This is a genomic window from Sulfitobacter rhodophyticola, from assembly GCF_041281685.2.
In the GTDB taxonomy this organism is placed as follows: Bacteria; Pseudomonadota; Alphaproteobacteria; order Rhodobacterales; family Rhodobacteraceae; genus Sulfitobacter.
In genome coordinates this window covers 3,575,393-3,596,121 of record NZ_CP166251.2, presented here as the reverse complement: position 1 = coordinate 3,596,121, position 20,729 = coordinate 3,575,393, and the positions used below count along the sequence as shown (strand labels likewise).

20 protein-coding genes and 1 pseudogene are annotated in these 20,729 nt (G+C 62.9%); 14 read left to right on the top strand and 7 right to left on the bottom strand.

All coding sequences use genetic code 11. From position 1 onward, the window contains the following. The first annotated feature begins 133 nt into the window (after positions 1–133). Positions 134–1,672 (top strand): trimethylamine methyltransferase family protein, encoded by a 1,539-nt coding sequence (locus tag AB4X18_RS18700; RefSeq protein ID WP_370401496.1) that lies wholly within the window; start codon positions 134–136, stop codon positions 1,670–1,672. 17 nt (positions 1,673–1,689) lie between these two features. Here AB4X18_RS18700 and AB4X18_RS18695 read toward each other — a convergent pair whose 3' ends face one another. Continuing rightward, positions 1,690–2,004 (bottom strand): DUF6477 family protein, encoded by a 315-nt coding sequence (locus AB4X18_RS18695; RefSeq protein ID WP_370401495.1) that lies wholly within the window; start codon positions 2,002–2,004, stop codon positions 1,690–1,692. Positions 2,005–2,234: 230 nt separating this feature from the next. Between AB4X18_RS18695 and AB4X18_RS18690 the strand changes: the two genes are divergently transcribed. The 4 genes from AB4X18_RS18690 (at position 2,235) to lipA (ending at position 5,760) form a co-directional block, all read left to right on the top strand. Further along, a complete protein-coding gene (locus AB4X18_RS18690; protein ID WP_370401494.1) occupies positions 2,235–3,371 on the top strand; it encodes a DUF6456 domain-containing protein in 1,137 nt (378 codons plus the stop codon). 154 nt (positions 3,372–3,525) lie between these two features. Continuing rightward, positions 3,526–4,143, top strand: a complete 618-nt coding sequence (locus AB4X18_RS18685; protein ID WP_432816898.1) for a hypothetical protein — start codon at positions 3,526–3,528, stop codon at positions 4,141–4,143. Between the two features lie 116 nt (positions 4,144–4,259). Continuing rightward, positions 4,260–4,715 carry a hypothetical protein gene (locus AB4X18_RS18680; RefSeq protein ID WP_370401492.1) on the top strand — a complete coding sequence of 152 codons (456 nt, stop codon included), beginning with the start codon at positions 4,260–4,262 and terminating at the stop codon, positions 4,713–4,715. Between the two features lie 94 nt (positions 4,716–4,809). Beyond that, a complete protein-coding gene (gene lipA / locus AB4X18_RS18675; protein WP_370401491.1) occupies positions 4,810–5,760 on the top strand; it encodes a lipoyl synthase in 951 nt (316 codons plus the stop codon). Here lipA and AB4X18_RS18670 read toward each other — a convergent pair. Beyond that, positions 5,757–5,933: a hypothetical protein gene (locus AB4X18_RS18670; protein ID WP_370401490.1), complete on the bottom strand. Its 177-nt coding sequence runs from the start codon at positions 5,931–5,933 to the stop codon at positions 5,757–5,759. The two genes, lipA and AB4X18_RS18670, sit on opposite strands and share 4 nt — an antisense overlap. A 7-nt stretch (positions 5,934–5,940) precedes the next feature. Next, positions 5,941–6,477, bottom strand: coding sequence for a hypoxanthine phosphoribosyltransferase (gene hpt / locus AB4X18_RS18665; protein WP_370401489.1), 537 nt, complete (start codon positions 6,475–6,477; stop codon positions 5,941–5,943). A gap of 67 nt (positions 6,478–6,544) precedes the next feature. Between hpt and AB4X18_RS18660 the strand changes: the two genes are divergently transcribed. Further along, a complete protein-coding gene (locus tag AB4X18_RS18660; protein ID WP_370401488.1) occupies positions 6,545–6,994 on the top strand; it encodes a type II toxin-antitoxin system RatA family toxin in 450 nt (149 codons plus the stop codon). Next, positions 6,987–8,270, top strand: coding sequence for an MmgE/PrpD family protein (locus AB4X18_RS18655; RefSeq protein WP_370401487.1), 1,284 nt, complete (start codon positions 6,987–6,989; stop codon positions 8,268–8,270). Before AB4X18_RS18660 ends, AB4X18_RS18655 begins: the two co-directional genes overlap by 8 nt. Here AB4X18_RS18655 and AB4X18_RS18650 read toward each other — a convergent pair. The 3 genes and pseudogenes from AB4X18_RS18650 to ispF form a co-directional block, all read right to left on the bottom strand. Then, positions 8,267–8,737: a CinA family protein gene (locus AB4X18_RS18650; RefSeq protein WP_370401486.1), complete on the bottom strand. Its 471-nt coding sequence runs from the start codon at positions 8,735–8,737 to the stop codon at positions 8,267–8,269. The genes AB4X18_RS18655 and AB4X18_RS18650 overlap by 4 nt on opposite strands. Then, positions 8,737–9,228, bottom strand: a complete 492-nt coding sequence (locus tag AB4X18_RS18645; RefSeq protein ID WP_370402667.1) for a phosphatidylglycerophosphatase A family protein — start codon at positions 9,226–9,228, stop codon at positions 8,737–8,739. Before AB4X18_RS18645 ends, AB4X18_RS18650 begins: the two co-directional genes overlap by 1 nt. Then, a pseudogene (gene ispF, locus AB4X18_RS18640) lies at positions 9,228–9,785 on the bottom strand (2-C-methyl-D-erythritol 2,4-cyclodiphosphate synthase); the annotation flags it as partial. The gene AB4X18_RS18645 and the pseudogene ispF, both read right to left, overlap by 1 nt. A gap of 132 nt (positions 9,786–9,917) precedes the next feature. Between ispF and dusB the strand changes: the two are divergent. The 7 genes from dusB to AB4X18_RS18605 all read left to right on the top strand — a co-directional run bounded on the left by dusB (position 9,918) and on the right by AB4X18_RS18605 (position 19,506). Further along, the gene (gene dusB, locus AB4X18_RS18635; RefSeq protein WP_432816897.1) at positions 9,918–10,904 is read left to right on the top strand and encodes a tRNA dihydrouridine synthase DusB; all 987 of its coding nucleotides are present in this window, start codon (positions 9,918–9,920) and stop codon (positions 10,902–10,904) included. Then, positions 10,901–11,992: a two-component system sensor histidine kinase NtrB gene (locus AB4X18_RS18630; RefSeq protein WP_370401485.1), complete on the top strand. Its 1,092-nt coding sequence runs from the start codon at positions 10,901–10,903 to the stop codon at positions 11,990–11,992. Before dusB ends, AB4X18_RS18630 begins: the two co-directional genes overlap by 4 nt. A gap of 2 nt (positions 11,993–11,994) precedes the next feature. Further along, a complete protein-coding gene (locus AB4X18_RS18625) occupies positions 11,995–13,362 on the top strand; it encodes a response regulator (protein ID WP_370401484.1) in 1,368 nt (455 codons plus the stop codon). Between the two features lie 102 nt (positions 13,363–13,464). After that, positions 13,465–15,714 (top strand): ATP-binding protein, encoded by a 2,250-nt coding sequence (locus AB4X18_RS18620; protein WP_432816896.1) that lies wholly within the window; start codon positions 13,465–13,467, stop codon positions 15,712–15,714. Then, entirely contained in the window at positions 15,707–17,122 is a 1,416-nt protein-coding gene (locus tag AB4X18_RS18615) for a sigma-54-dependent transcriptional regulator (protein ID WP_432816895.1), read from the top strand. The genes AB4X18_RS18620 and AB4X18_RS18615 overlap by 8 nt, the downstream gene beginning before the upstream one ends. A 361-nt stretch (positions 17,123–17,483) precedes the next feature. Further along, complete coding sequence (locus AB4X18_RS18610; protein WP_370401482.1) at positions 17,484–18,881, top strand: Hint domain-containing protein; 1,398 nt, start codon at positions 17,484–17,486, stop codon at positions 18,879–18,881. Positions 18,882–19,197: 316 nt separating this feature from the next. Then, positions 19,198–19,506 carry a hypothetical protein gene (locus AB4X18_RS18605; RefSeq protein ID WP_432816894.1) on the top strand — a complete coding sequence of 103 codons (309 nt, stop codon included), beginning with the start codon at positions 19,198–19,200 and terminating at the stop codon, positions 19,504–19,506. A 59-nt stretch (positions 19,507–19,565) separates the two neighbouring features. Here the strand turns inward: AB4X18_RS18605 and AB4X18_RS18600 are convergent, their stop codons facing one another. Next, a complete protein-coding gene (locus AB4X18_RS18600) occupies positions 19,566–20,570 on the bottom strand; it encodes a nuclear transport factor 2 family protein (RefSeq protein ID WP_370401480.1) in 1,005 nt (334 codons plus the stop codon). Positions 20,571–20,729 lie beyond the last annotated feature (159 nt).

Genomic DNA, 20,729 nt, shown 5'->3' with positions numbered 1-20,729 from the left:
GGATTTTTGGCCAAAAAGAGAGGCAAGGCCAGCGCCCCGATGTCGCTTTCTTCCTCAACGGGCCGTTATCCGCGCGAAGCTTGTGCACCGCCTGCGATAGTACAGGGCAATCATTCAGGTGAAGGGGTACGACATGGCGGAAGCACGGCGCAGGGCACGGGGTGGCGGCGGCGCGGCGCGGCGGGCGGAACGCTCTGCCGTTTCGTTCGAAACCGCGCGCTTCATCGAACGCAACATTCCCAACTTCGAAGTGCTGACCGAAGAGGCGTTGCAGATCATCGAACACAACGCCGATACGATCCTCGAAGAGGTCGGCGTGAATTTCCTCGACAATCCTGCAGCACTTGCGCGGTGGCGGGACGCGGGCGCGGACGTGGACGGCGAACGGGTGCGCATCCCCCGCGGCCTTGCGCGCAAGCTTTGTGCCACGGCACCCTCCAGCTATGTGCAGCACGCGCGCAACCCGGCCCGCAACGTCGAAGTCGGCGGTCGCAATCTGGTGCTGGCCCCGGTCTATGGCCCACCTTTCGTGCGCGATGCCGTGGGCGGGCGGCGCTATGCCACGATGGAGGATTTCAACAAGTTCGTGAAACTGGCCTATATGTCCAAATGGCTGCACCATTCGGGCGGCACGGTGTGCGAACCCACCGACATCGCCGTGAACAAACGCCATCTGGATATGCTGCACGCGCATATGACGCTCAGCGACAAACCCTTCATGGGGTCGGTCACGGAACCCTCCCGTGCGCAGGATTCGGTGGACATGTGCGGGCTGCTCTTCGGGGAGGATTTCGTCCAGCAGAACACCGTGATGACCTCGCTGATCAACATCAATTCGCCGATGACCTTCGATGACGTGATGATGGGCGCGCTGGAGGTCTATGCGCAGAACAATCAGGCCTGCATCATTTCGCCTTTCATCGTGGGCGGGGCGATGGCGCCGGTGTCCGTCGCGGGCACGCTGACGCAGGTGCTGGCCGAAACGCTGGCGGGCATCGCCTACAGCCAGTTGATCCGTCCCGGTGCGCCGGTGATCATGGGGGCCTTCGTGACCTCCATCGACATGAATTCGGGTGCGCCCACCTTCGGCACACCCGAAGCTGCGCATATTACCTATGGCGCGGGGCAGTTGGCGCGGCGGCTGAACCTGCCGTATCGGTCTGCCGGGTCCTTCTGCGGCTCCAAACTGCCTGATGCGCAGGCGGCCTATGAGACCGCGAACAGCCTGAACATGGGGCTGCTGGCGGGCGTGAACTTCATGCTGCATTCCTGTGGTTGGCTGGAAGGGGGGCTGGTGTCCTCGTTCGAGAAATTCGTGATGGACGCCGATCAGCTTGGCGCGCTTCACCACCTTGCGCGCGGCGTCGAGGTGGATGAGAACGCGCAAGCGATGGATGCCATCCGCGAAGTCGGCCCCGGCGGGCATTACCTGGGCTGCGAACACACCCAGGCCAACTTCAAATCGGCCTTCTGGAAGTCCGATCTGCTGGACTACAAACCCTTCGAGACATGGGAAGACGAAGGCGCGCGCGACACGCAGGCGCTGGCCAGCCAGCGGGTCGAAAAACTGCTGGCCGATTACCAGCAGCCCGCCCTTGACCCCGCCATTCGCGAGGCGCTGGACAGTTACGTGGCCCAGCGCAAGGCGGCGGAGCCCGACAGCTTCATGTAATGAGCCGTGCCGCGCGCCTAGACGGCGCGCGGTGCAGGCGCTGCTGTCTTGTGTGACGCCCGCAGCACGCGGGCTTCGCCCACCATCGCGATCAGCACATCCACATGGCGGATCAGGCTATAGCTGGCGTCGGCCGTCGTGCGTTGCTGTTCCAGGGTGCTTTCGATCTCCATCAGGCGCATCAACGCGGCCCCGTGCCGGGGCAGGTTGCCATAGCCCAGCAAGCGGGGCAGATGGGCGGAGCGGTGGTATTCCTGCGCCCCGATGCGCGCCGCGCGCATCATCAGACGGGGGCGGTGAAGGGCGTTCAGGCGGCTGAGAATGTCTTGCATGGAAGGGTCCTCGTTGATGTCACAGGGCAGGAATTACGTCTTCTACGCCCTGACCTTGGCACAACTTTGCCGCGTGTTGCGCATCTTTAAGTTGTATCGCACGCCACCTTCATTTCAGATTATTGCTTAGAAACAATGCTTACCCAGATCGTCGGCTTTAACTTTCCAGTAACCAATACATCCATAGGTTGTCTTGAATAGTGGTTAATTTACATTAATGGTGAGTGACAATGAACATGGTACCCAAGATCGAAAATCCGAAAATCTGGATCCCGGCCGGACTGCCTGACTGGGTCCCCGCGGGCACCTCGCGCTATCTTGCGCATACCGAATGGGGGCTGCCGATCCGCTATCTGGCGCGGGCGGCAGATTGCCATGCCTCCACGATCCTGCGCCAGATCCGCAAGGTCGAGATGCGCCGCGATGATCCGCTGGTGGACGCCGCCCTGCGCAACCTCGGTGCCGCGCACAAGGCACAGCCTTCGCCGCTGGATCCGGCCGCCGCAAATGGCGCGAAGCCGCCTCAGGATACGCCCCTTGACGCTGTCCCCGACAAGCGGACCCTGATCGCGGAGGCCATGCGCGTGCTGCGCAGGCTGTGCGAAACCGGTGCGCTGCTGGCGGTGGCTGCGGAAATGGACAAGGCCGTGGTGGTCCGTGATGCCAGCGGCAATGCACCCACCCGCACGGCCGTGCTTGGCACCAAGGTCGCACAGGCCATGGCAATCAAGGGCTGGATCGCACCGGGCAATACCGGACGCATCATCCGATATCACATCACCGGTCAGGGGCGCAGCGCGCTGGCCCGCATGATCAAGAAACAGGGCGCGGATCCGGTCAAGACACGCGATACCCGCGCATTGGCGGAGGCCCACGCGGACTTCCTGCCCAAGTCCGACAAGGACATTGGCACCCAACAGCGCCGGATGCGATATTGTCTGGCCGACAGCCCGCTGATCGCGTTGGCGCGCCGCCGTGACCGTGACGGCAGCGCGTTTCTCCCCGATGCGCTGGTACATGCCGGGGAACGTCTGCGCGAAGATTTCGAACTGGCGCAGATGGGCACCTCCGTGACGCAGAACTGGGATGGTTTCCTGACCGCGGGGACCAGCAAGGGCCGCGCTGCGCGGGGTGGTGACGCGGCTTCGGACGCGCGTGCACGGGTTTCTGCCGCGCTGGGGTACCTTGGGCCGGGCCTATCGGAGGTGGCACTGCACTGCTGTTGCTATCTGGAAGGGCTGGAAACCACGGAAAAGCGCCTTGGCTGGTCGGCACGCTCCGGCAAGATCGTCCTGCGCATCGCGTTGATCCGTCTCGAACGGCACTACGCCGAAACGCAGGCCGACGGGGGACCGCTGATCGGCTGATCCGTCGGTGTCAAAAGGGTTGCCCGAGGCGGAGCATGAGGTAGATCAAGGAACCGGGGCGCGATGCAGGATATGCATCGCGTCAGGCAGGCGATGTGGAAACGCCTGCGCTTGCCGGGGCGATTGACCGATTGCGGAAGGAAGACTTCAGACAATGGCGCGGCCTGTGTTGCGAAAGAACGTTGATCTGCGCCGCTTGGGTTGGAAAGGGGCCATCGCCTTTTGTGCCGTCCTTCTGACGGGCGTCGCCGCCTGTGCTGCCGACCCTTCCGAACGCGTCTACATCGACCGCTTCGCCGGTGTGATGACGCAGAATCGCTGGCACGACGTGTTTGATCCCAGCCGGGTGCAATTGGCCGATTCCATCCTGCTGGGCGTCGGCATCGGCTGGCAACGCCAGATCGCGCAAAGCCGCTTTCATTTCGGGATCGAGGTTCAGGCCGTCGCCCATGCGGGCAGGCAGGACCATTTCGAATTCAACCTGCCGGTGGTGCTCCGCTATGTGCCGCGCAGGCCTTTTCCCCGACAGCTCAAAAGTGCCGCCTTCGCGCTTGGCCTGTCCCATGCCACCAAGGTGCCGCAGGTCGAACTGGACCGCACCGGAGAATCGCAGCGCACTTTCGCATATTGGTTCGGGGAGCTGGAATTCTCCCTTCCCGACCCGCAAAACAGCCTGTTCCTGCGTTTGCACCACCGGTCTGACGCCTATGGCTTTTTTGACGCCGACAGCGGTTCCACCGCAGTGACCTTCGGCCTGCGCGTCCCGTTCTGAGCGGTGGCGGGGCCCAAGGCGGCTGATTTCAACTTCCCTCACCATCGCGTGTGCAAAGGTTTGATCACGTGACCTTGCCGCAGCGCTGCTCTAGCAAGATCAAAACGGAGGGCGACATGCGGACACAGGATCAACGCGACGGGGCTGCACTGCTGATCCTCCGGCTTGGGCTGGTGTGGTTCATGTTTCTATGGGCCATCCACAAGGTGATCACCCCCAAGCAATATCAGGGACTTGCCAAGAATTTCGATGGTGTGGCGCTGAGTTTTGAACAGATCTATCTGATCGCCGCGCTGCAGATCGCGCTATGCGTGCTGGCCGCGCTTGGCCTGTTGCGCCCGGTCAGTTACGGCACGCTGGCCTTGATGCACTTTTTCACCGTGACCCGCCGGTGGGAGGGGTTTTTCGATCCTTTCGCCCTCAATGACCGCGGGTTCCCGATCCACCGCAATCAGGTGATTGATCTTGCGGTACTGGGCGCTTTCATCGCGCTTTTGCTCCTCATGCACCGCGACCGGTGGAGCCTGGGTGCGCTGCTGGCCCGGCGTCATGGCGCGCGCTGGTGGTTGTGAAAGCCCTGAACGGGACGCAACGCCGCATTGCGCGGGCTGGGTCTTTTGCCAGCCCTGTCAACGTGCTAGATACCCCTTCATGACGGAGGCCCCGATGCGCGATCTGAAAATTCCCGAACAGCGCCACCCCGAAAAGGCGCGTAAACCCGACAATGCCCAGCCCAAAAAGCCCAGCTGGATCAGGGTCAAGGCACCGGGCGGCAAAGGCTATGCCGAAACGGCAAAGATCATGCGCGACAACAAGCTGGTGACCGTCTGCGAAGAGGCCGGGTGCCCCAACGTCGGCGAATGCTGGTCACAGGGCCACGCCACCATGATGATCATGGGCGAAGTCTGCACCCGCGCCTGCACCTTCTGCAACATCGCCACCGGCAAACCGCCTGATGCACTGGACGTGTTTGAACCGGGCCGCGTCGCCGATGCGGTGGCCAAGCTGGGGCTGAACCACGTGGTCATCACCTCCGTGGACCGCGACGACATCGAAGACGGCGGGGCAGATCACTTCGCCCAGACCATTCGCGCCGTGCGCCACCGCTCTCCCGGCACCACGATCGAGATTCTCACCCCCGATTTCATCCGCTGCGGCCCCGAGGCGCTGGAACAGGTGGTGGAGGCGCGGCCGGATGTGTTCAACCACAACCTTGAAACCGTACCCGGCCTCTATCCGGAGGTCCGTCCCGGCGCGCGCTATTTCCACTCTCTGCGCTTGTTACAGCGCGTGAAGGAACTCGACCCAAGCATGTTCACCAAGTCCGGCATCATGGTGGGCTTGGGCGAAGATCGTCAGGCGGTTATGCAGGTGATGGAAGACATGCGCGCCGCCGACATCGATTTCCTGACCATCGGGCAATACCTGCAACCCACGCCGAAACATCACCGGGTCGACCGCTTCGTGCACCCCGATGAATTCGCCGCTTACGAAAAAGCCGCCTACGGCAAGGGGTTCCTGATGGTGTCGGCCACGCCGCTGACGCGGTCGTCCTACCACGCGGGCGATGATTTTGCCCGCCTGCGGGCGGCACGGCTGGAAAAGCTCGGCACCTAGGGCAGGCGCGGAATTCGCTCCGCCTTGGCCCAGTCGGGCCAAAGCCCCAGCCATTCAATCCCTCCGATCACCAGCGCGATGGCGACAAAGCTGAAGACCATGATCACTCGCTTCATCGACGGCGGGTTGCGCACCCACAGGGCCGCGCGGAACAGGTGACGCGGGTTCAGCATGGCCCGCTCACGGGAAACGCACCTTGCCGATGAACGGCAGGTTGCGGTTGCGTTGCGCGTAATCAATGCCATAGCCCACGACGAATTCATCCGGGATCTCAAACCCGGTCCAATCGGCTTTCATGTCCACCTCCCGGCGGCTGGGCTTGTCCAGCAGGGCAATGGTCCGCAACCGCGCGGGATTGCGGCTTTGCAACAACCCGGTGACATGGTGCAGCGTATGCCCGGTGTCCACGATATCTTCGACCAGCAGCACGTCGCGCCCTTCAATCGCCCCTCGCAAGTCCTTGAGAATACGCACTTCCCGGCTGCTTTCCATCCCGTCGCCATAGGATGACGCTTCAAGGAAATCGACCTCGATCGGCAGGTCCAGCTCACGCACCAGATCGGCGATGAACACGAAACTGCCGCGCAACAGGCCCACCACCACCAGCTTGTCGGTGTCCTTGAATTCGCTCTGGATTTCGCGGCACAGAGCCTCGATCCGGGCGGCGATCTCCTTGGCGGAAATCATTTCATCAATCACATAGCGACGATCTGTCATTCTCTGGCCCTTGTATTCACGGTCCAAAGCCGTGAGATAGGGCGCACTTGATCAGACCCGGACCCCAATGCCAACCCATTCCGAGACCCGCCCGCTCCCCTATACCGCGCAACAGATGTATGATCTTGTCGCAGACGTGGGCAGCTATCCAGAGTTCCTGCCGTGGACCGCCGCCGCCCGCATTCGCCGCGATGAGCCGCAAGGCGACCACCGGTTGATGGAGGCCGATCTGGTGATCAGCTTCAAGGTCTTCCGCGAACGGTTCACCAGCCGCGTACTCTTGTGGGAAGATCAGCGCAGGATCGATACGGAATATCTTGACGGCCCGTTCAAGTACATGAAGTCAAACTGGTTCTTTGAAGATCGCCCCGGCGGTTGCACGGTGCATTTCGACGTGGATTTCGAATTCCGCAACATGATCCTGCAAGGCATCATCGGTGTGGTGTTCAACGAGGCGATGCAACGCGTCGTGCGCGCGTTCGAGGCGCGGGCCAGAAAGCTTTATGGCAATGGCTGATCAACCGCCGACCCTGACCGACCAGCTGCTGAAGTTCGCCCGCACGACGCCACCGCAAGACGCGCAGGCCATGATGCGCCTGTCGCTGATGGATTGGGCCGCCTGTGGCATCGCGGGCGCGCGGGAAGCGGACTTCACCGATTTCGTGCGCGCCAACCGGGGCGGCGGCGACTGCACGGTTTTCGGCGGCGGCACCGCCGGCCCTGCGGCGGCCGCACTGGTGAATGGCACGCTCAGCCACGCGCTTGATTACGACGACACCCATTTCGCCCATATCGGCCACCCGTCCGTCGCGGTCGTCCCTGCTGTCCTCGCCCTGGCGCAGGACGTCGGCGCCCCGATGGAAGACGCCGTCCACGCCGCCACGCTGGGGGTGGAGGCGTCCATACACGTGGGCCTCTGGCTGGGCCGCGATCACTACCAGATCGGTTATCACCAGACCGCGACCGCCGGGGCGTTCGGCGCAACCCTTGCCTGCGCGCGCCTTCTGGGGCTGGACAAGCACCAGATGCGCCATGCGCTTGGCCTGTGTGCCTCCATGGCGTCGGGCATCAAGGCGCAGTTCGGCACCATGGCCAAGCCACTCAACGCGGGCCTTGCCGCCCGCACCGGGGTGGAGGCGACGCTTTGGGGGCAGGCCGGGATGACCGCCGCCGCCGACGGCCTCGCGGGTCCCTTGGGCTTCGGCCCGACCCACCACGGGACCGGGGCGGAGGTGACACCGGGCAAATCTCCCTGGCAGATCCTGTCGATCAGCCACAAGTTCCATGCCTGCTGTCACGGGCTGCACGCCATGCTCGAAGCGCTGCGCGACGCGGATATCGACCTCGCCCGCATCGATACAATCCGCATTCGCACCCATCCCCGCTGGATGTCCGTCTGCAATATCACGGACCCCAAAACCGGGCTGGAAGCCAAGTTCAGCTATGCCCAGACCGCCGCCATGGCGCTTCTGGGCCATGACACCGGCTCCATCGCCAGTTTTACGGACGCCATCACGCAGGATGCAGACATCACAGCCCTGCGCGCGCGGATGCGAGTTAATGAGGATGCGCGCCTGTCCGAAACACAGGCAGAGGTCTTCATCAGCATGGAAGGCCGCGAAATGCGCCGCTTCCGCCATGACCTGATGGCCCCGATGACGCTGGATGCGCGGTCGGCGAAACTACGCAGCAAAGCCAGCGCACTGGTGGGTCAGGCACAGGCGGACGCGCTGTGGCAGGCGACGCAGGGCGACGACCTTGCCGCGTTAATCTCCATCTTGTCAGCGGGTTAGGGCAGGGCCCTCATCCCCTCAAGCAGCAGTGTCAAGGCATGGTCCCGCGCCGCTGCGCGCACTGCGTCGCGTCCCAGCGGCCCGAAGTCCCGCGTTTCCACATTAACCCGGTCGCCCGACGCCAGCCCGAAACACACCCGCCCCTCCGGCTTGAAATCCGACCCGCCGGGGCCCGCAATCCCCGTGATCGACACCGCCAGTTGCGCGTCCGAATGCTTCAACGCCCCTTGCGCCATCTCCCGCGCGACCTCTTCGGACACCGCGCCATGGGCCTCAAGCGTTGCTTCGGAAACGCCCAGCATCTCCACCTTTGCGGCATTCGTGTACGTCACGAAACCCCGGTCCAGCATCGCCGAGGACCCCGGCAGATCCGTCAGCGCCGCCGCCACCATGCCACCCGTGCAGCTTTCAGCGCAGGTCACCATCACGCCTTTTTCAATCGCCAGCGCCAGCAGTTGCGCGACCATCACAACACCCCGTGATAAAGCGCGGCCAGCACCAGCACGCCAATCGCCGCGAACACCCCCGCAATCACGTCATCCAGCATCACACCCAGCGCATCCCCACGCCGGTCTGCCCAACCCACGGGGCCGGGTTTCCAGATGTCGAACAACCGAAACAACACGAACGCCGCGATCCAGCCCGGCCACATCGCCAGAATGCTGATCCCCATCGACCACGCCGCCCAGGACAGTGGCAGCAGCGCAATCCACTGACCGACCAATTCATCGATCACGATCTCGGACGGGTCGTGACCTTCCTGCCCGCGCGTCATCTGCGCCGTCGCCCACCACCCCTTGAGAAACGCCGCGATAATCCCCAGCGCCAGCAGGGGCAGGCCACCAATCACATGCAATACCCAGGCCCAGGGCAACGACACAAGCGATCCCCAGGTCCCCGGCGCGGGCTTGATATAGCCTGTGCCCAGAACCGTGCCGATCATCCGCGCAAGCCCCATCATGTCGCCACCAACGTCGCCGTGGCGATACAGGCGATCCCCTCACCACGCCCAGTGAACCCAAGCCGTTCGGATGTCGTGGCCTTCACCGACACGCGCCCCACCTCGATCCCCAGCAGTTCCGCCATCCGCGCCCGCATTGCCTGCGCATGGGGGCCGATCTTGGGATTTTCGCAGATCAACGTGCAATCCACATGGGTCAGTTTGTAACCACGTGCAGCGACGCGCCCGACCGCGTGGCGCAGGAAGACCGCGCTGTCAGTGCCTTTCCACTGCGGGTCCGACGGCGGGAAATGTTGGCCGATGTCACCCTCTGCCAATGCGCCGTATATCGCATCCGTAACCGTATGCATGCCCACATCCGCATCCGAATGCCCCACAAGTCCCTGATCATGCCGGATATTCACCCCGCACAGGGTCACATGATCGCCGGGACCGAAGGCATGCACGTCAAATCCGTTGCCCGTGCGAATGTCCATGCTTGTCTCCCGCTGCTTGCTTGCGGACAGGTTATCAACCCCGTCCACAGGGATGGCAACCGCATATCGGCCGGGCCTTGGCCGGGTTATCCGCGACATCGCCTAAAAAAGTGGCACATGAGCGGCGTATCACCGCAATTCGACCCGGGTTTTGTTGTGATACGGCAGGGGAATGGCTACACCTGAGCCGTCTGCACAAGGATTAAGCATGTGACCGCGGCTGCCCTGCCACTTGATCTCTCTCCGCCGGTGTTTCTGGCCCCAATGGCCGGGATCACCGATTTGCCGACCCGCGCGCTGGTGGCCAGCTTTGGCGCGGGGCTGGTGGTGTCGGAAATGGTCGCCTCGCAGGAATTGCTGTGCCGGCGTCCCGGCACCCGCGAAAAGGCCGAACTGGGTCTGGGGGTCGCAGGCACCGCCGTTCAGATCGCAGGGCGCGAAGCGGCCCCCATGGCCGAAGCGGCGCGGATCGTCGCGGGGCAGGGTGCGCGGATGATCGACATCAACATGGGCTGCCCGGCCAAGAAGGTGACCCAAGGCGCCTCCGGCTCCGCGCTGATGAAAACTCCCGATCACGCCCTGCGCCTGATCGAAGCGGTGGTCGCGGCGGTTGATGTGCCCGTGACCCTCAAGACCCGGCTCGGCTGGGATGACGCGATGCTGAACGCCGCCGATATCGCCAGACGCGCGCAGAACGTCGGCATCCGTATGGTGACCATCCACGGGCGTACGCGCTGCCAGTTCTACAAGGGCCACGCCGACTGGGCGGCGATTGCCCCTGTGAAAGAGGCATTGCACATCCCCGTCATCGCCAATGGCGACATCTGCGACGCCGCCACCGCGCAGCAGGCGCTGGATCTCTCGAAGGCCGACGGCGTGATGATCGGGCGTGCCGCGCGCGGCAAGCCGTGGCTGCTGGCCGAAGTCGCGCACCACCTTTACGGCAAACCCGCCCCCGACATCCCCCAAGGCGCTGATTTCGCTGATCTTGTCGCCCGCCACTACGAAGGCCTGTTGGGCTTTTACGGCATGCCGCTGGGCGCTCGGGTCGCACGCAAACATCTGGGCTGGTACATGGACCACTGCGCCACGCCGCCCGCCTTGCGCCAGCAGGTGCTGACCGCCGCCAGCCCCGACACCACCCTGCGCCTGATCCGCAGCGCCATGCTGCCGCACCCACAGGCCAGCGCCGCATGAATTCAGACCGCAGCATCTGGGCTTCCCTGCCGGTGCCGACCCTGCTTATCGACGGGCAGGACCGGATCGCGGATGCCAACCCCGCCGCCGAAGGGTTCTTCAACGCCTCCATCAAGACCATCGAAGGCCAGCCCCTCTGGGACGTCCTCGCCGTCGATCACCCGTTGGAACCCGCCTTCGCGCGCGCCCGCGAAACCAGCACGCCGCTGTTCGTCAATGACGTGGATGTGGGCACCGGCCAGCGCGCGCCGCTGCAATGCGCGCTGCAGATCGCCCCCGTGGCCGGGTCCGAGGATCACATGCTGATGATGATCTCTCCACGCGAACTGGCGGGGCGCATGACGCAAAGTCATTCGGTCAAATCCGCCGCCAAATCTGCCATCGGCATGGCGGAAATGCTGGCCCATGAAATCAAGAACCCGCTCGCGGGCATCACCGGGGCGGCGCAACTGCTGTCAATGAACCTGCCGGCGACAGAACTGGAACTGACCGATCTGATCGTCGCCGAAAGCCGCCGGATCGTGAAACTGCTTGAACAGGTTGAACAATTCGGCAACCTCAGCCCGCCTGCGCATCAATCGGTCAACCTGCATGACGTGCTGGACCGCGCCCGCCGTTCCGCGCTTCTGGGCTTTGGTGCGCAGATGCGGATCAAGGAAGACTACGACCCGTCTTTGCCCCACACATGGGGTGACAAGGACCAGCTGATGCAGGTCGTGCTGAACCTTTTGCGCAACGCGTCCGAAGCGGCGGGCGAAGGCGGCGGCACCATCTGCCTGCATACCTATTACGAACATTCCTTCCGCATGCGGCGCGCCGATGGCTCCGGCCAATCGCTGCCCCTGCAGATTGAGGTGATCGACGACGGGCCGGGCCTGCCGGACAACATCAAGGGCGATATCTTTGACCCCTTCGTGTCTGGGCGCGAAAACGGCACCGGGCTGGGCCTTGCGCTGGTCAGCAAGATCATCTCCGAACATGACGGCTGGATATCCGTCGATTCCGTGCCCGGGCGCACGGTCTTCCGCATCTCGCTGCCGCGCGCACCTGATCCTGACAAACCCCCCGTACCCCAAAAGGAGAGCTAATCATGGATGGCACTATCCTTGTAGCGGACGATGACCGCACGATCCGCACCGTTCTGACGCAGGCGCTGACGCGGGCGGGGTGCAAGGTGCACGCGACCTCAAGCCTGACCACCCTGATGCGCTGGGTGGGCGAGGGGCGCGGCGACGTTGTGATCACGGATGTGGCCATGCCCGATGGCAATGGGCTGGAAATGCTGCCGAAAATCCATAATGACCGCCCCGAATTGCCGGTCATCGTGATCTCCGCGCAGAACACCATCATGACCGCCATCAAGGCAGAGGAGGCGGACGCCTTCGATTACCTGCCCAAACCCTTCGATCTGCCGGACCTGATGAAACGCACCTCCCGCGCATTGGACCGCCGGGGACCCACGCGCAGGCCCGCAACGCCGGACGCCAGCGACCCGGACCGCGATGATCTGCCGCTGGTGGGACGCACCCCGGTGATGCAGGCGCTCTACCGTCTGGTGGCGCGGGTGATGAACACCGATCTGCCGGTCCTGATCTGGGGTGAAAACGGCACCGGAAAATCGCTGATCGGGCGGGCGATTCACGACTTCTCCGACCGGCGCAGCCTGCCTTTCGTCACCGTGACCGCCGGGGATCTGCAAGACCTCGAAGGGCCCGCGCGGGTGCTGGCCCGTGTGCGCGGCGGCACGCTGCTGATTGACGAAATCGCGGATATTCCCGCCGAAATCCAGGCCCGCATCGTGCGCATGATGGATGCACCGGGCGAATACACGCCGCGATTTCTGGCCACCAGCCAATCCGATCTTGCCGCTGCCATGAAAGAGGACAAGCTGCGCCGCGATCTATATTATCGCCTGTCCGGTGCCACGCTGCATGTCCCCGCCCTGCGCGACCGGGTGGAGGATATCGAACTGCTCGCCGCGCATTTCCTGGGCCGCGGTGACACTGGCAACGCGACGCGCGCGTTGTCCGAAGGGGCGGCCAAGGTCTTTGCCAATTACCCATGGCCTGGCAACGTCCGCCAGCTTGAACACGCCATGCGCCAACTGGCCCTGACCAGCCGCGCCGCGGAGATCAGCCAGATCGAAGCCGAACAGGTGCTGGGCGCGCAACCCACCGCAGAACCGCTGCATTCGCAAGCCAACACCGAACGGCTGGGCCAAAGCGTGGAACGCCACCTGCGCCGATATTTCGACCAGCACGGCGCGATGTTGCCGCCACCGGGCCTCTACGCCCGTATCCTGCGCGAAATCGAAGCCCCGCTCATTGAAATCGCCCTTTCCGCCACCGCCGGAAATCAGGCGAAATGTGCTGATTTGCTCGGCATCAACCGCAATACCTTGCGCAAGAAGATCACCGATCTCGATATTAAGGTGACACGGGGGCGCAAGATGATGTAAAAGCGCCACATAACCGTGGCCATTGGGGGACTCCTCCCGATCAGGACCACAAAATATGGCGGTCGGTGCAGCAATGCACCACATCATCGGTGAGGGCAGCGGGTGACAACCCGGGCACGCAGGATCACACTTGAACGTCTTGGACGTTTGCGGCGCATCAAGCGCCTTCGCAACTGGGCGACCCTGGGACTGGTCGTGCTTGGCCCTGTTCTGGCGGCTGTCACCTATCTGGTGCTGGGGCCCTTGGGGCAGGGGGCTGATACCTTTGCACTCCGCCTCATCCTGCTGACCGACCTTGTCTATGTCCTTGTGGTTGCTGCCCTCGTCATCTCTCAGGTCGCACGCCTGATCGCGGCGCGGCGGGCGAAATCCGCCGGGTCCCGCCTGCACCTGCGCCTGACCGGCGTCTTTGCGCTGATGGCCCTGATCCCCACCGTGACCGTCGCGGTCTTTGCGGGCCTGACGGTGAACGTGGGCCTTGAAGGGTGGTTCTCCGACCGGGTGCGCGGCGTGGTCGGCAACTCTCTTGCCGCCGCCGAAGCCTATGAAGCCGAACAGCGCGAAGACCTCACCGCCGACGCCACCGCGCTGGCGCGCAGCATCGACAACGCGCGCAGGCAAGGCGTGCCGCGCGGGGATGCCGAACTGCTGGGCGAAGGCCAGCGCCTGATCCAGCGCGGCCTGCGCGAGGCGTACCTGATCGACGGCACCGCGCAAATCCGCGCCCGCGGGGACCGCTCATACCTCTTTGATTACGAAGCACCTTCGCCTGACCAACTGGCCGACGCGCGCGAGCAAGGCCTGCTGGTCATTCAAGACTGGGACAACAACGAATTCCGCGCGCTGGTGCCGATGGAATCCTTCGCGGACAGGTTTCTTTACGTCAGCCGCGATGTGGATGGCGATATCCTGTCGCTGCTGGATGAAACCAAAGAAACCGTGCGGCTCTATCAACAGCTGGAATCCGAACGCGGCAAGCTCCTGTTCAACTTCGGGCTGCTCTATGTCGCCTTTGCCGTGATCCTGATCCTTGCGGCGGTCTGGCTGGGCCTGTGGTTTGCCGAACGCCTGTCCGGGCCGGTGGGGCGTCTGACCGGGGCCGCGCAACAGGTGGGGGCCGGGAACCTCGATGTGCGGGTGCGGGAAGAGGACGGCGATGACGAAATCGCCATGCTCAGCCGCTACTTCAACCAGATGACCAAGCAGTTGCGCGGCCAGCGCGAAACGCTGCTCGACAACACCCGCCAGATCGAACGCCGCCGCCGCCTGTTCGACAGCGTCCTGTCCTCCGTCACCTCGGGCGTGGTGGGCCTTGACCCCGAAGGGCGTGTGACCTTCGTCAACCGATCTTCCATGCGGCTGCTGGATTGGTCGGAAACCCAGCAATCGCTGGATCTGGCCCTTGCCGTGCCGGAATTCGGACCGCTGTTCAATGAGTTGCGCAACACCCCCGCCGAAGTGGCGCAGGGCGAGGTCAAGGTCTCCCGGCAGGGCGCGCAGGAAAACCTGCTGGTGCGTATGGCCACCCGGCGCACCGATGATGGCCGGCTCGAAGGTTACGTGGTGGCCTTTGACGACGTGACCGATCTGGTCAGCGCCCAGCGGATGGCCGCCTGGGGCGACGTCGCCCGCCGCATCGCGCATGAAATCAAGAACCCGCTCACCCCGATCCAGCTTTCCGCCGAACGCATCCGGCGCAAGTTCGGCCGCACACTGCCCGAAGACGACGCCGAAAAACTGGAACAGATGACCGGCGTCATCATCCGCCAGACCGGTGACCTGCGCCGCATCGTCGATGAATTCTCCAAATTCGCCCGCATGCCGGAACCGCAGACCGCCCGCGAGGACCTGACCGATCTGGTGCGCGATGCGGTGCTTTTGCAACAGACCGGGCAGCCGGACGTGCGCATCACCTCCGATCTGCCCGATGGCCCCGCAGACGTGGAGGTGGACGCCACGATGATCTCGCAGGCGCTGACGAACCTGATCAAGAATGCAGGTGAAGCCATTGAAAGCCTGAAGGAAAAGAACCCACCCGACAATCTTGAGCCGCAGATCCGTGTGACCCTGACCAAAGGCGAAAACAATCTGCGCCTGACCATCGCCGACAACGGCATCGGCCTGCCGCCCGACCGCGCGCGGCTGTTCGAACCCTACGTGACAACCCGCAGCGAAGGGACCGGCCTTGGCCTGCCCATCGTCAAGAAGATCATCGAAGAGCACGGCGGCAGCCTCACGCTCGACAATGCGCCCGTGTTCGACGGGCAAGACCACTTTGGTGCCATGGCGGTGATTACCCTGCCGCTGGCCCATTCCCCTCAACCGCTGACCCTGGAGACGACTGATGAGTGACATCCTGATTGTGGACGACGAACGCGATATCCGTGAACTGATCTCGGACATTCTCGAAGACGAAGGCTACGCCACGCGGCTGGCTGGCAATTCCGACGACGCGATGGCCGCGATCAATGCCGAACCGCCCGCGCTGATGATCCTCGACATCTGGCTGAAGGACAGCCGCATGGACGGCATCGACATCCTCAAGGCGGCCAAGCGCGATAACCCGGACGTGCCCGTGGTGATCATATCGGGCCACGGCAACATCGAGATTGCCGTCGCCGCGATCAAGCAGGGGGCCTATGACTTCATCGAAAAACCCTTCAACATCGATCAGTTGCTGGTCGTGATCCGCCGCGCCATGGAAACCTCCCGCCTGCGCCGCGAGAACATCTCGCTCAAGCGCCGCGACGTGACCTCCGCCGAAATGCTGGGCACCTCCGCCGCCTACCGCGCGCTTGTGGGGCAACTGGACAAGGTCACCAAATCCAATGGCCGCGTGATGCTGACCGGGCCTGCGGGAGCCGGCAAGGAAGTCGCCGCGCGTTATATCCATGCCAATTCCAACCGCGCCTCCGCGCCCTTCGTCACCGTGAACTGCGCAGGCGTCGAACCCGACCGCATGGAAGAAGTGCTGTTTGGCCGCGAAACCGCCGACCGGGGGGTGGAACCGGGCCTGCTGGAACAGGCGCACGGCGGCGTGGTCTATTTCGACGAAGTCGCCGACATGCCGCTGGGCACGCAGGGCAAGATCCTGCGCGTGCTGGTGGACCAGCAATTCACCCGCGTGGGCGGCAACGACAAGGTGCGCGTCGATCTGCGGGTGATTTCCTCCACCAACAAGGACCTTGAACAGGCGATTGCGGCCGAAACCTTCCGGCAGGAACTCTACCACCGCCTGAACGTCGTCCCCATCGCTGTCCCGTCGCTGGAAGACCGGCGCGAAGACATACCGCTGCTGGCCGAACACTTCATCAAGGAATGCAACACCTCCCAGGGCCTGCCCCAGCGTGAATTGACGGAGGATGCCGTGGCGCTGATGCAGACGATGGTCTGGCCCGGCAACGTGCGGCAGCTCAAGAACCTCGTCGAACGCGTGCTGATCCTGGGCGACGGCACCGGCCCGATCGAGGCCCGCGAACTCCCCGGTGAAGAGGACAACGGCGAAGACGAAGGCCGCGTGGTCCTGTCCGGCGCGCTGGCCACACTCCCCCTGCGCGAAGCCCGCGAGGCGTTCGAGCGTGAGTATCTGCTGACCCAGATCAACCGTTTCGGCGGCAACATCTCCCGCACTGCGAACTTCGTCGGCATGGAGCGGTCGGCGCTGCACCGCAAGCTCAAATCGCTTGGGGTCGTGACATCCGCCAAGGCCGGCGTGCGCGTCGCACATGTCGATGAAGAAGCTGAAGCGCAAGCCGGGTAGGGTGCGCATTTATTGCGCACCGATGGTGCTCACCCGCGACAAAGGACGGTGCGCAATAAATGCGCACCCTACGGGTTCGGATGGGTGTCGAAGGCCTGGTTTGAGCCCCAAAGCTACTGATGCTGCATACGGACCGAATGTCGGCAACTGACAACATGTCGCGATTGATTGGTTGAATTGGTGCGCGCTTTGTTTGTGCCTCACGCGCATCGCAGGCAAAGCGCCGTCGGCCAATGCGATCCTCAAACACTCGAAAGATTCTGAAGAAATCTGGTCGTATTTTCAGCGCTTTCCCTGTGACGTTCATCACCCTTTTGCCACTGACCCGTAGCGTCCCGCGTGACGACTGGAGGTGAACATCATGGCAACAATGAATTCTGGTTTGGGCGGGCCTGCGGGCTATGGCGAAAACAAGTTTTCGACGACCCCCAAATTTTCCGGCGATAACGATGACGGCAATGTTCAGATCGACATCACGTCCGTTTTCGACGGCGGGATGAATTTCTTCGGAACGACCTACACCGAGTTTTATCTTGGCGTGAATGGCATTATCACGTTCGGGGGTTCGCACGACAACGACAATGATGACGGTTTTGGCGTCATCAATCTTCCTGCACTTGTGCCTTTCTACTCTGACCTTGATGTCGGTCAGGGTGGCGAGGTCTACTGGGATTTCGACACTGCAAACGGCAAGATCACGATTACCTGGGACGCTGTCGAGCCCTATAACTATTCCAACGACTCCAACGACGACGACGGTGCCGCAAACTCCTTCCAGGTCGTGCTCACGGATCTGGGCGGCGGCGATTTTCGCGTCGAATACATCTATGAGGATATCCAGGACGCATTCGTTGGTGGTGACCACGCAATTGCCGGGTATACCGACGGGGCAGGAACGGTCTTCGAACTTGAGGGCTTGGGCAATGACTCCTTTATGGAGGCCAACTATCCCACCAACGATTTCGACAATAACGATCCGGCAGGAACGTTTTCCTTCAGCAGTATTAACGGCACGCCGAATCCAACGGCTGCGCCACCTTGCTACGCCCCGGGCATGATGATCGACACGCCGGACGGGCCGCGCGCGGTCGAGACATTGTCGGTGGGGGATATGGTGAACACGCTGGATCACGGCCCGCAACCCATACTCTGGATGCGCAGTGGTGATCATCCGCTTGAACAGGTCGAACCGGACACCATGCCTGTTCTGATCGCCGCCGGGGCGCTTGGGCGCGGGCTGCCCTCGCAGAACCTGATCGTGTCGCCACAGCACCGGATGTTTGTCGGTGGCGGCAGACAACTTGATGGCTGGTTCAAGGCCGAGGCCTTTGCCCCGGCGAAATCCCTGACGTCCGTGCCGGGCATTCGCCACATGAAGGGTAAACAATCCATCACATGGATTCACTTTGCCTGTGAGCGGCACGAGGTCGTTACGGCCAATGGTTGCCTGTCGGAATCATTGTTGCTTGGGCCAATGGTGACAAAGGGGCTGACAGGCTTGGAACTACGAGAGTTGACCGCCATCTACGGCCCCGCAGAAACGCCGGATGCTGCGCTCAACGGTCCAGCCGCGAGGGAATGCCTCAAGGTCGGCGAGGTGCGGCGGCATCTGGCCAAGTGCAAGAAAGACAAGCTGCGGCGCACCGCAAAGGAGATCAGGAAGTGGGATCGCGACCTTGCGATCGAACAGTGTGAAGCAGACCGGTTGGAACTGGCATCGTCAAAACCACAAAGGCCCGATCGCAGGTTCGTGGCCTAGGAAATTTGGCGGATCAATCGTTGAAGCCGACCTTCGTTAAATTGCAGCGAACGCTCACTTCGTCCCGCGACTGTTAGGTTCGAACACGATGCAGCGAAAGGGCGCATGTACCAGACCAGCCGTTCAAGCAGATTGCGGCGAAGGCGCTTTGAGAGCCCAACCTACATGGTGCTGCGGCGCAGGCGAGCGGTTGTTTCGCAAGATTTTGCATAGATGTTTTCGGGCTTGTTTCTGTTGGTGGCGTTGAGCTAGCTTCTGCGCACCATCGTGTGTGGGATCTTCGATCATGCCAACAGATAGAAAAGTATTCATCCCGTTGGGTTTGCTGATCGGGCTGCAAATTCTGGATATCGTAGTCCATGTTGCAACGATGCAGGTCGAACCGATCCGCATCACGTCGAACCTGATCATAGCCGCTGGCACAATCTTCGGCGTGTTGAATGCGGGCAAACGGTCACGCATGGTCATTGCTCTTGCGGCGGCGGCTTATCTGGTGCTGAACCTTCTTTTTCTCGCGCAGCACGGTTTGGTCAACCCGTCAACAGAAGCGCTGCGCACTGCATTGTTCGTTTTCGTATTTATGAGCATGGCCCTCGTGTTTTGGTTGGGCCGCCTTCTAAAATAGATCAGAGCTGCCATTGGCGCGACCGCAGCAAACGGCAGCATAGTCCGCCACCCCCCGCTTCACCCAACCCCCAAATCCCCCAAAACATCCACCCCCTGCATCCCCAACCAATGCAGCGTGTCAAAGAAAATCCAGTTCTCCGCCAGTTTCTCTCCCTCGCGGCGGTACACATCCACCACCCGCAGATCGGCGCGCACGTCATTGCCCGGCACCCCCATGTAGGCGCCGGCATTGGTGATCGTCAGGTTCGGCCAGCCGAAGAACGCGCCATAAGTACCCTCCGCCATCCGGCACAGATGCCCGTTGAACGAACGATCCGCGATGTGCTGGCGGAACGGGCCCTGATGCTGCTCGATATAGCGGTCGATGGTATAGGTCGCGCCGATCCCCTCCGGTCCCCACCAGGTGAAATCCTCGGTCCAGTTCTCCAGCAATTCCTCGCGCGGGGTGCGGGCGCGGGGGTCGCGGTTGGCCGCATCGATTGACCCGATCATGGTGTTGATCCGCGCCAGCGTCTTCTCTCCCTCCGCCGCATCTTGCGGGGTCAGCAACCGACCATCCCCGGTCAGCGGCCCCGGCTGCACCAGGTGCTGCGCGGTCTGGTCGGGGAACGCCACGATCCCCGCCTGCCGCATCAGATGCAGGATGTCGCAGAAAAACGCCACTTCCACGATCTGTCCACCTTCAACCCGCGTGAACTCCGCATAGCGCAGCATCGCGATCTTGCGCGTCGCGGGTATGCCCAGCCAGGGCGCATCGAACAGCCCCTGCAGATGTCCCATTGAACAGGTCCAGACGGAGGAAAAACCGTCAATCTCGTTCAGCCCGGCGAAAAAGATGTCCTCGCGCCGCTTCACATGGGCAAAACTGCGCAGGTAAGGCCCCCAGAACGCGCCCGCCGCGGCGTCCGGCCCCGCGACCACGCCAAAGGGATCGACCCCGCGCCACAGCGCATCCGCCGTCATCCGCCGGGCCAGCACCGTTGCCACATCCTGCGTCGTGGCGGCCAGCAGATCGGCGTACTGCGCCTGAACGAGGGCCTTGGCGTCTTGAAAATCGGTCATGGAAAGGCTCGGCCTTGGGGATTCTTTCGCGCAGGCTAGGCTTTTGCACACGTGTGCACCAGCGGTAATCCACGCATCACCGCCCGAAATGACCTTGGGGGACGGCGCCTTGCTTGCCCCTTGCACAAGCGGGGCGCTTGGCGTCTATTCAGCCGAACG

What these genes read in the sequence shown, in the direction of transcription:
- AB4X18_RS18700 (WP_370401496.1), top strand. Translation starts at nt 134, where the DNA reads ATGGCGGAAGCACGGCGCAGGGCACGGGGTGGCGGCGGCGCGGCGCGG.
- AB4X18_RS18695 (WP_370401495.1), bottom strand. Translation starts at nt 2,004, where the DNA reads ATGCAAGACATTCTCAGCCGCCTGAACGCCCTTCACCGCCCCCGTCTG.
- AB4X18_RS18690 (WP_370401494.1), top strand. Translation starts at nt 2,235, where the DNA reads ATGAACATGGTACCCAAGATCGAAAATCCGAAAATCTGGATCCCGGCC.
- AB4X18_RS18685 (WP_432816898.1), top strand. Translation starts at nt 3,526, where the DNA reads ATGGCGCGGCCTGTGTTGCGAAAGAACGTTGATCTGCGCCGCTTGGGT.
- AB4X18_RS18680 (WP_370401492.1), top strand. Translation starts at nt 4,260, where the DNA reads ATGCGGACACAGGATCAACGCGACGGGGCTGCACTGCTGATCCTCCGG.
- lipA (WP_370401491.1), top strand. Translation starts at nt 4,810, where the DNA reads ATGCGCGATCTGAAAATTCCCGAACAGCGCCACCCCGAAAAGGCGCGT.
- AB4X18_RS18670 (WP_370401490.1), bottom strand. Translation starts at nt 5,933, where the DNA reads ATGCTGAACCCGCGTCACCTGTTCCGCGCGGCCCTGTGGGTGCGCAAC.
- hpt (WP_370401489.1), bottom strand. Translation starts at nt 6,477, where the DNA reads ATGACAGATCGTCGCTATGTGATTGATGAAATGATTTCCGCCAAGGAG.
- AB4X18_RS18660 (WP_370401488.1), top strand. Translation starts at nt 6,545, where the DNA reads ATGCCAACCCATTCCGAGACCCGCCCGCTCCCCTATACCGCGCAACAG.
- AB4X18_RS18655 (WP_370401487.1), top strand. Translation starts at nt 6,987, where the DNA reads ATGGCTGATCAACCGCCGACCCTGACCGACCAGCTGCTGAAGTTCGCC.
- AB4X18_RS18650 (WP_370401486.1), bottom strand. Translation starts at nt 8,737, where the DNA reads ATGGTCGCGCAACTGCTGGCGCTGGCGATTGAAAAAGGCGTGATGGTG.
- AB4X18_RS18645 (WP_370402667.1), bottom strand. Translation starts at nt 9,228, where the DNA reads ATGGGGCTTGCGCGGATGATCGGCACGGTTCTGGGCACAGGCTATATC.
- AB4X18_RS18630 (WP_370401485.1), top strand. Translation starts at nt 10,901, where the DNA reads ATGAATTCAGACCGCAGCATCTGGGCTTCCCTGCCGGTGCCGACCCTG.
- AB4X18_RS18625 (WP_370401484.1), top strand. Translation starts at nt 11,995, where the DNA reads ATGGATGGCACTATCCTTGTAGCGGACGATGACCGCACGATCCGCACC.
- AB4X18_RS18615 (WP_432816895.1), top strand. Translation starts at nt 15,707, where the DNA reads ATGAGTGACATCCTGATTGTGGACGACGAACGCGATATCCGTGAACTG.
- AB4X18_RS18610 (WP_370401482.1), top strand. Translation starts at nt 17,484, where the DNA reads ATGGCAACAATGAATTCTGGTTTGGGCGGGCCTGCGGGCTATGGCGAA.
- AB4X18_RS18600 (WP_370401480.1), bottom strand. Translation starts at nt 20,570, where the DNA reads ATGACCGATTTTCAAGACGCCAAGGCCCTCGTTCAGGCGCAGTACGCC.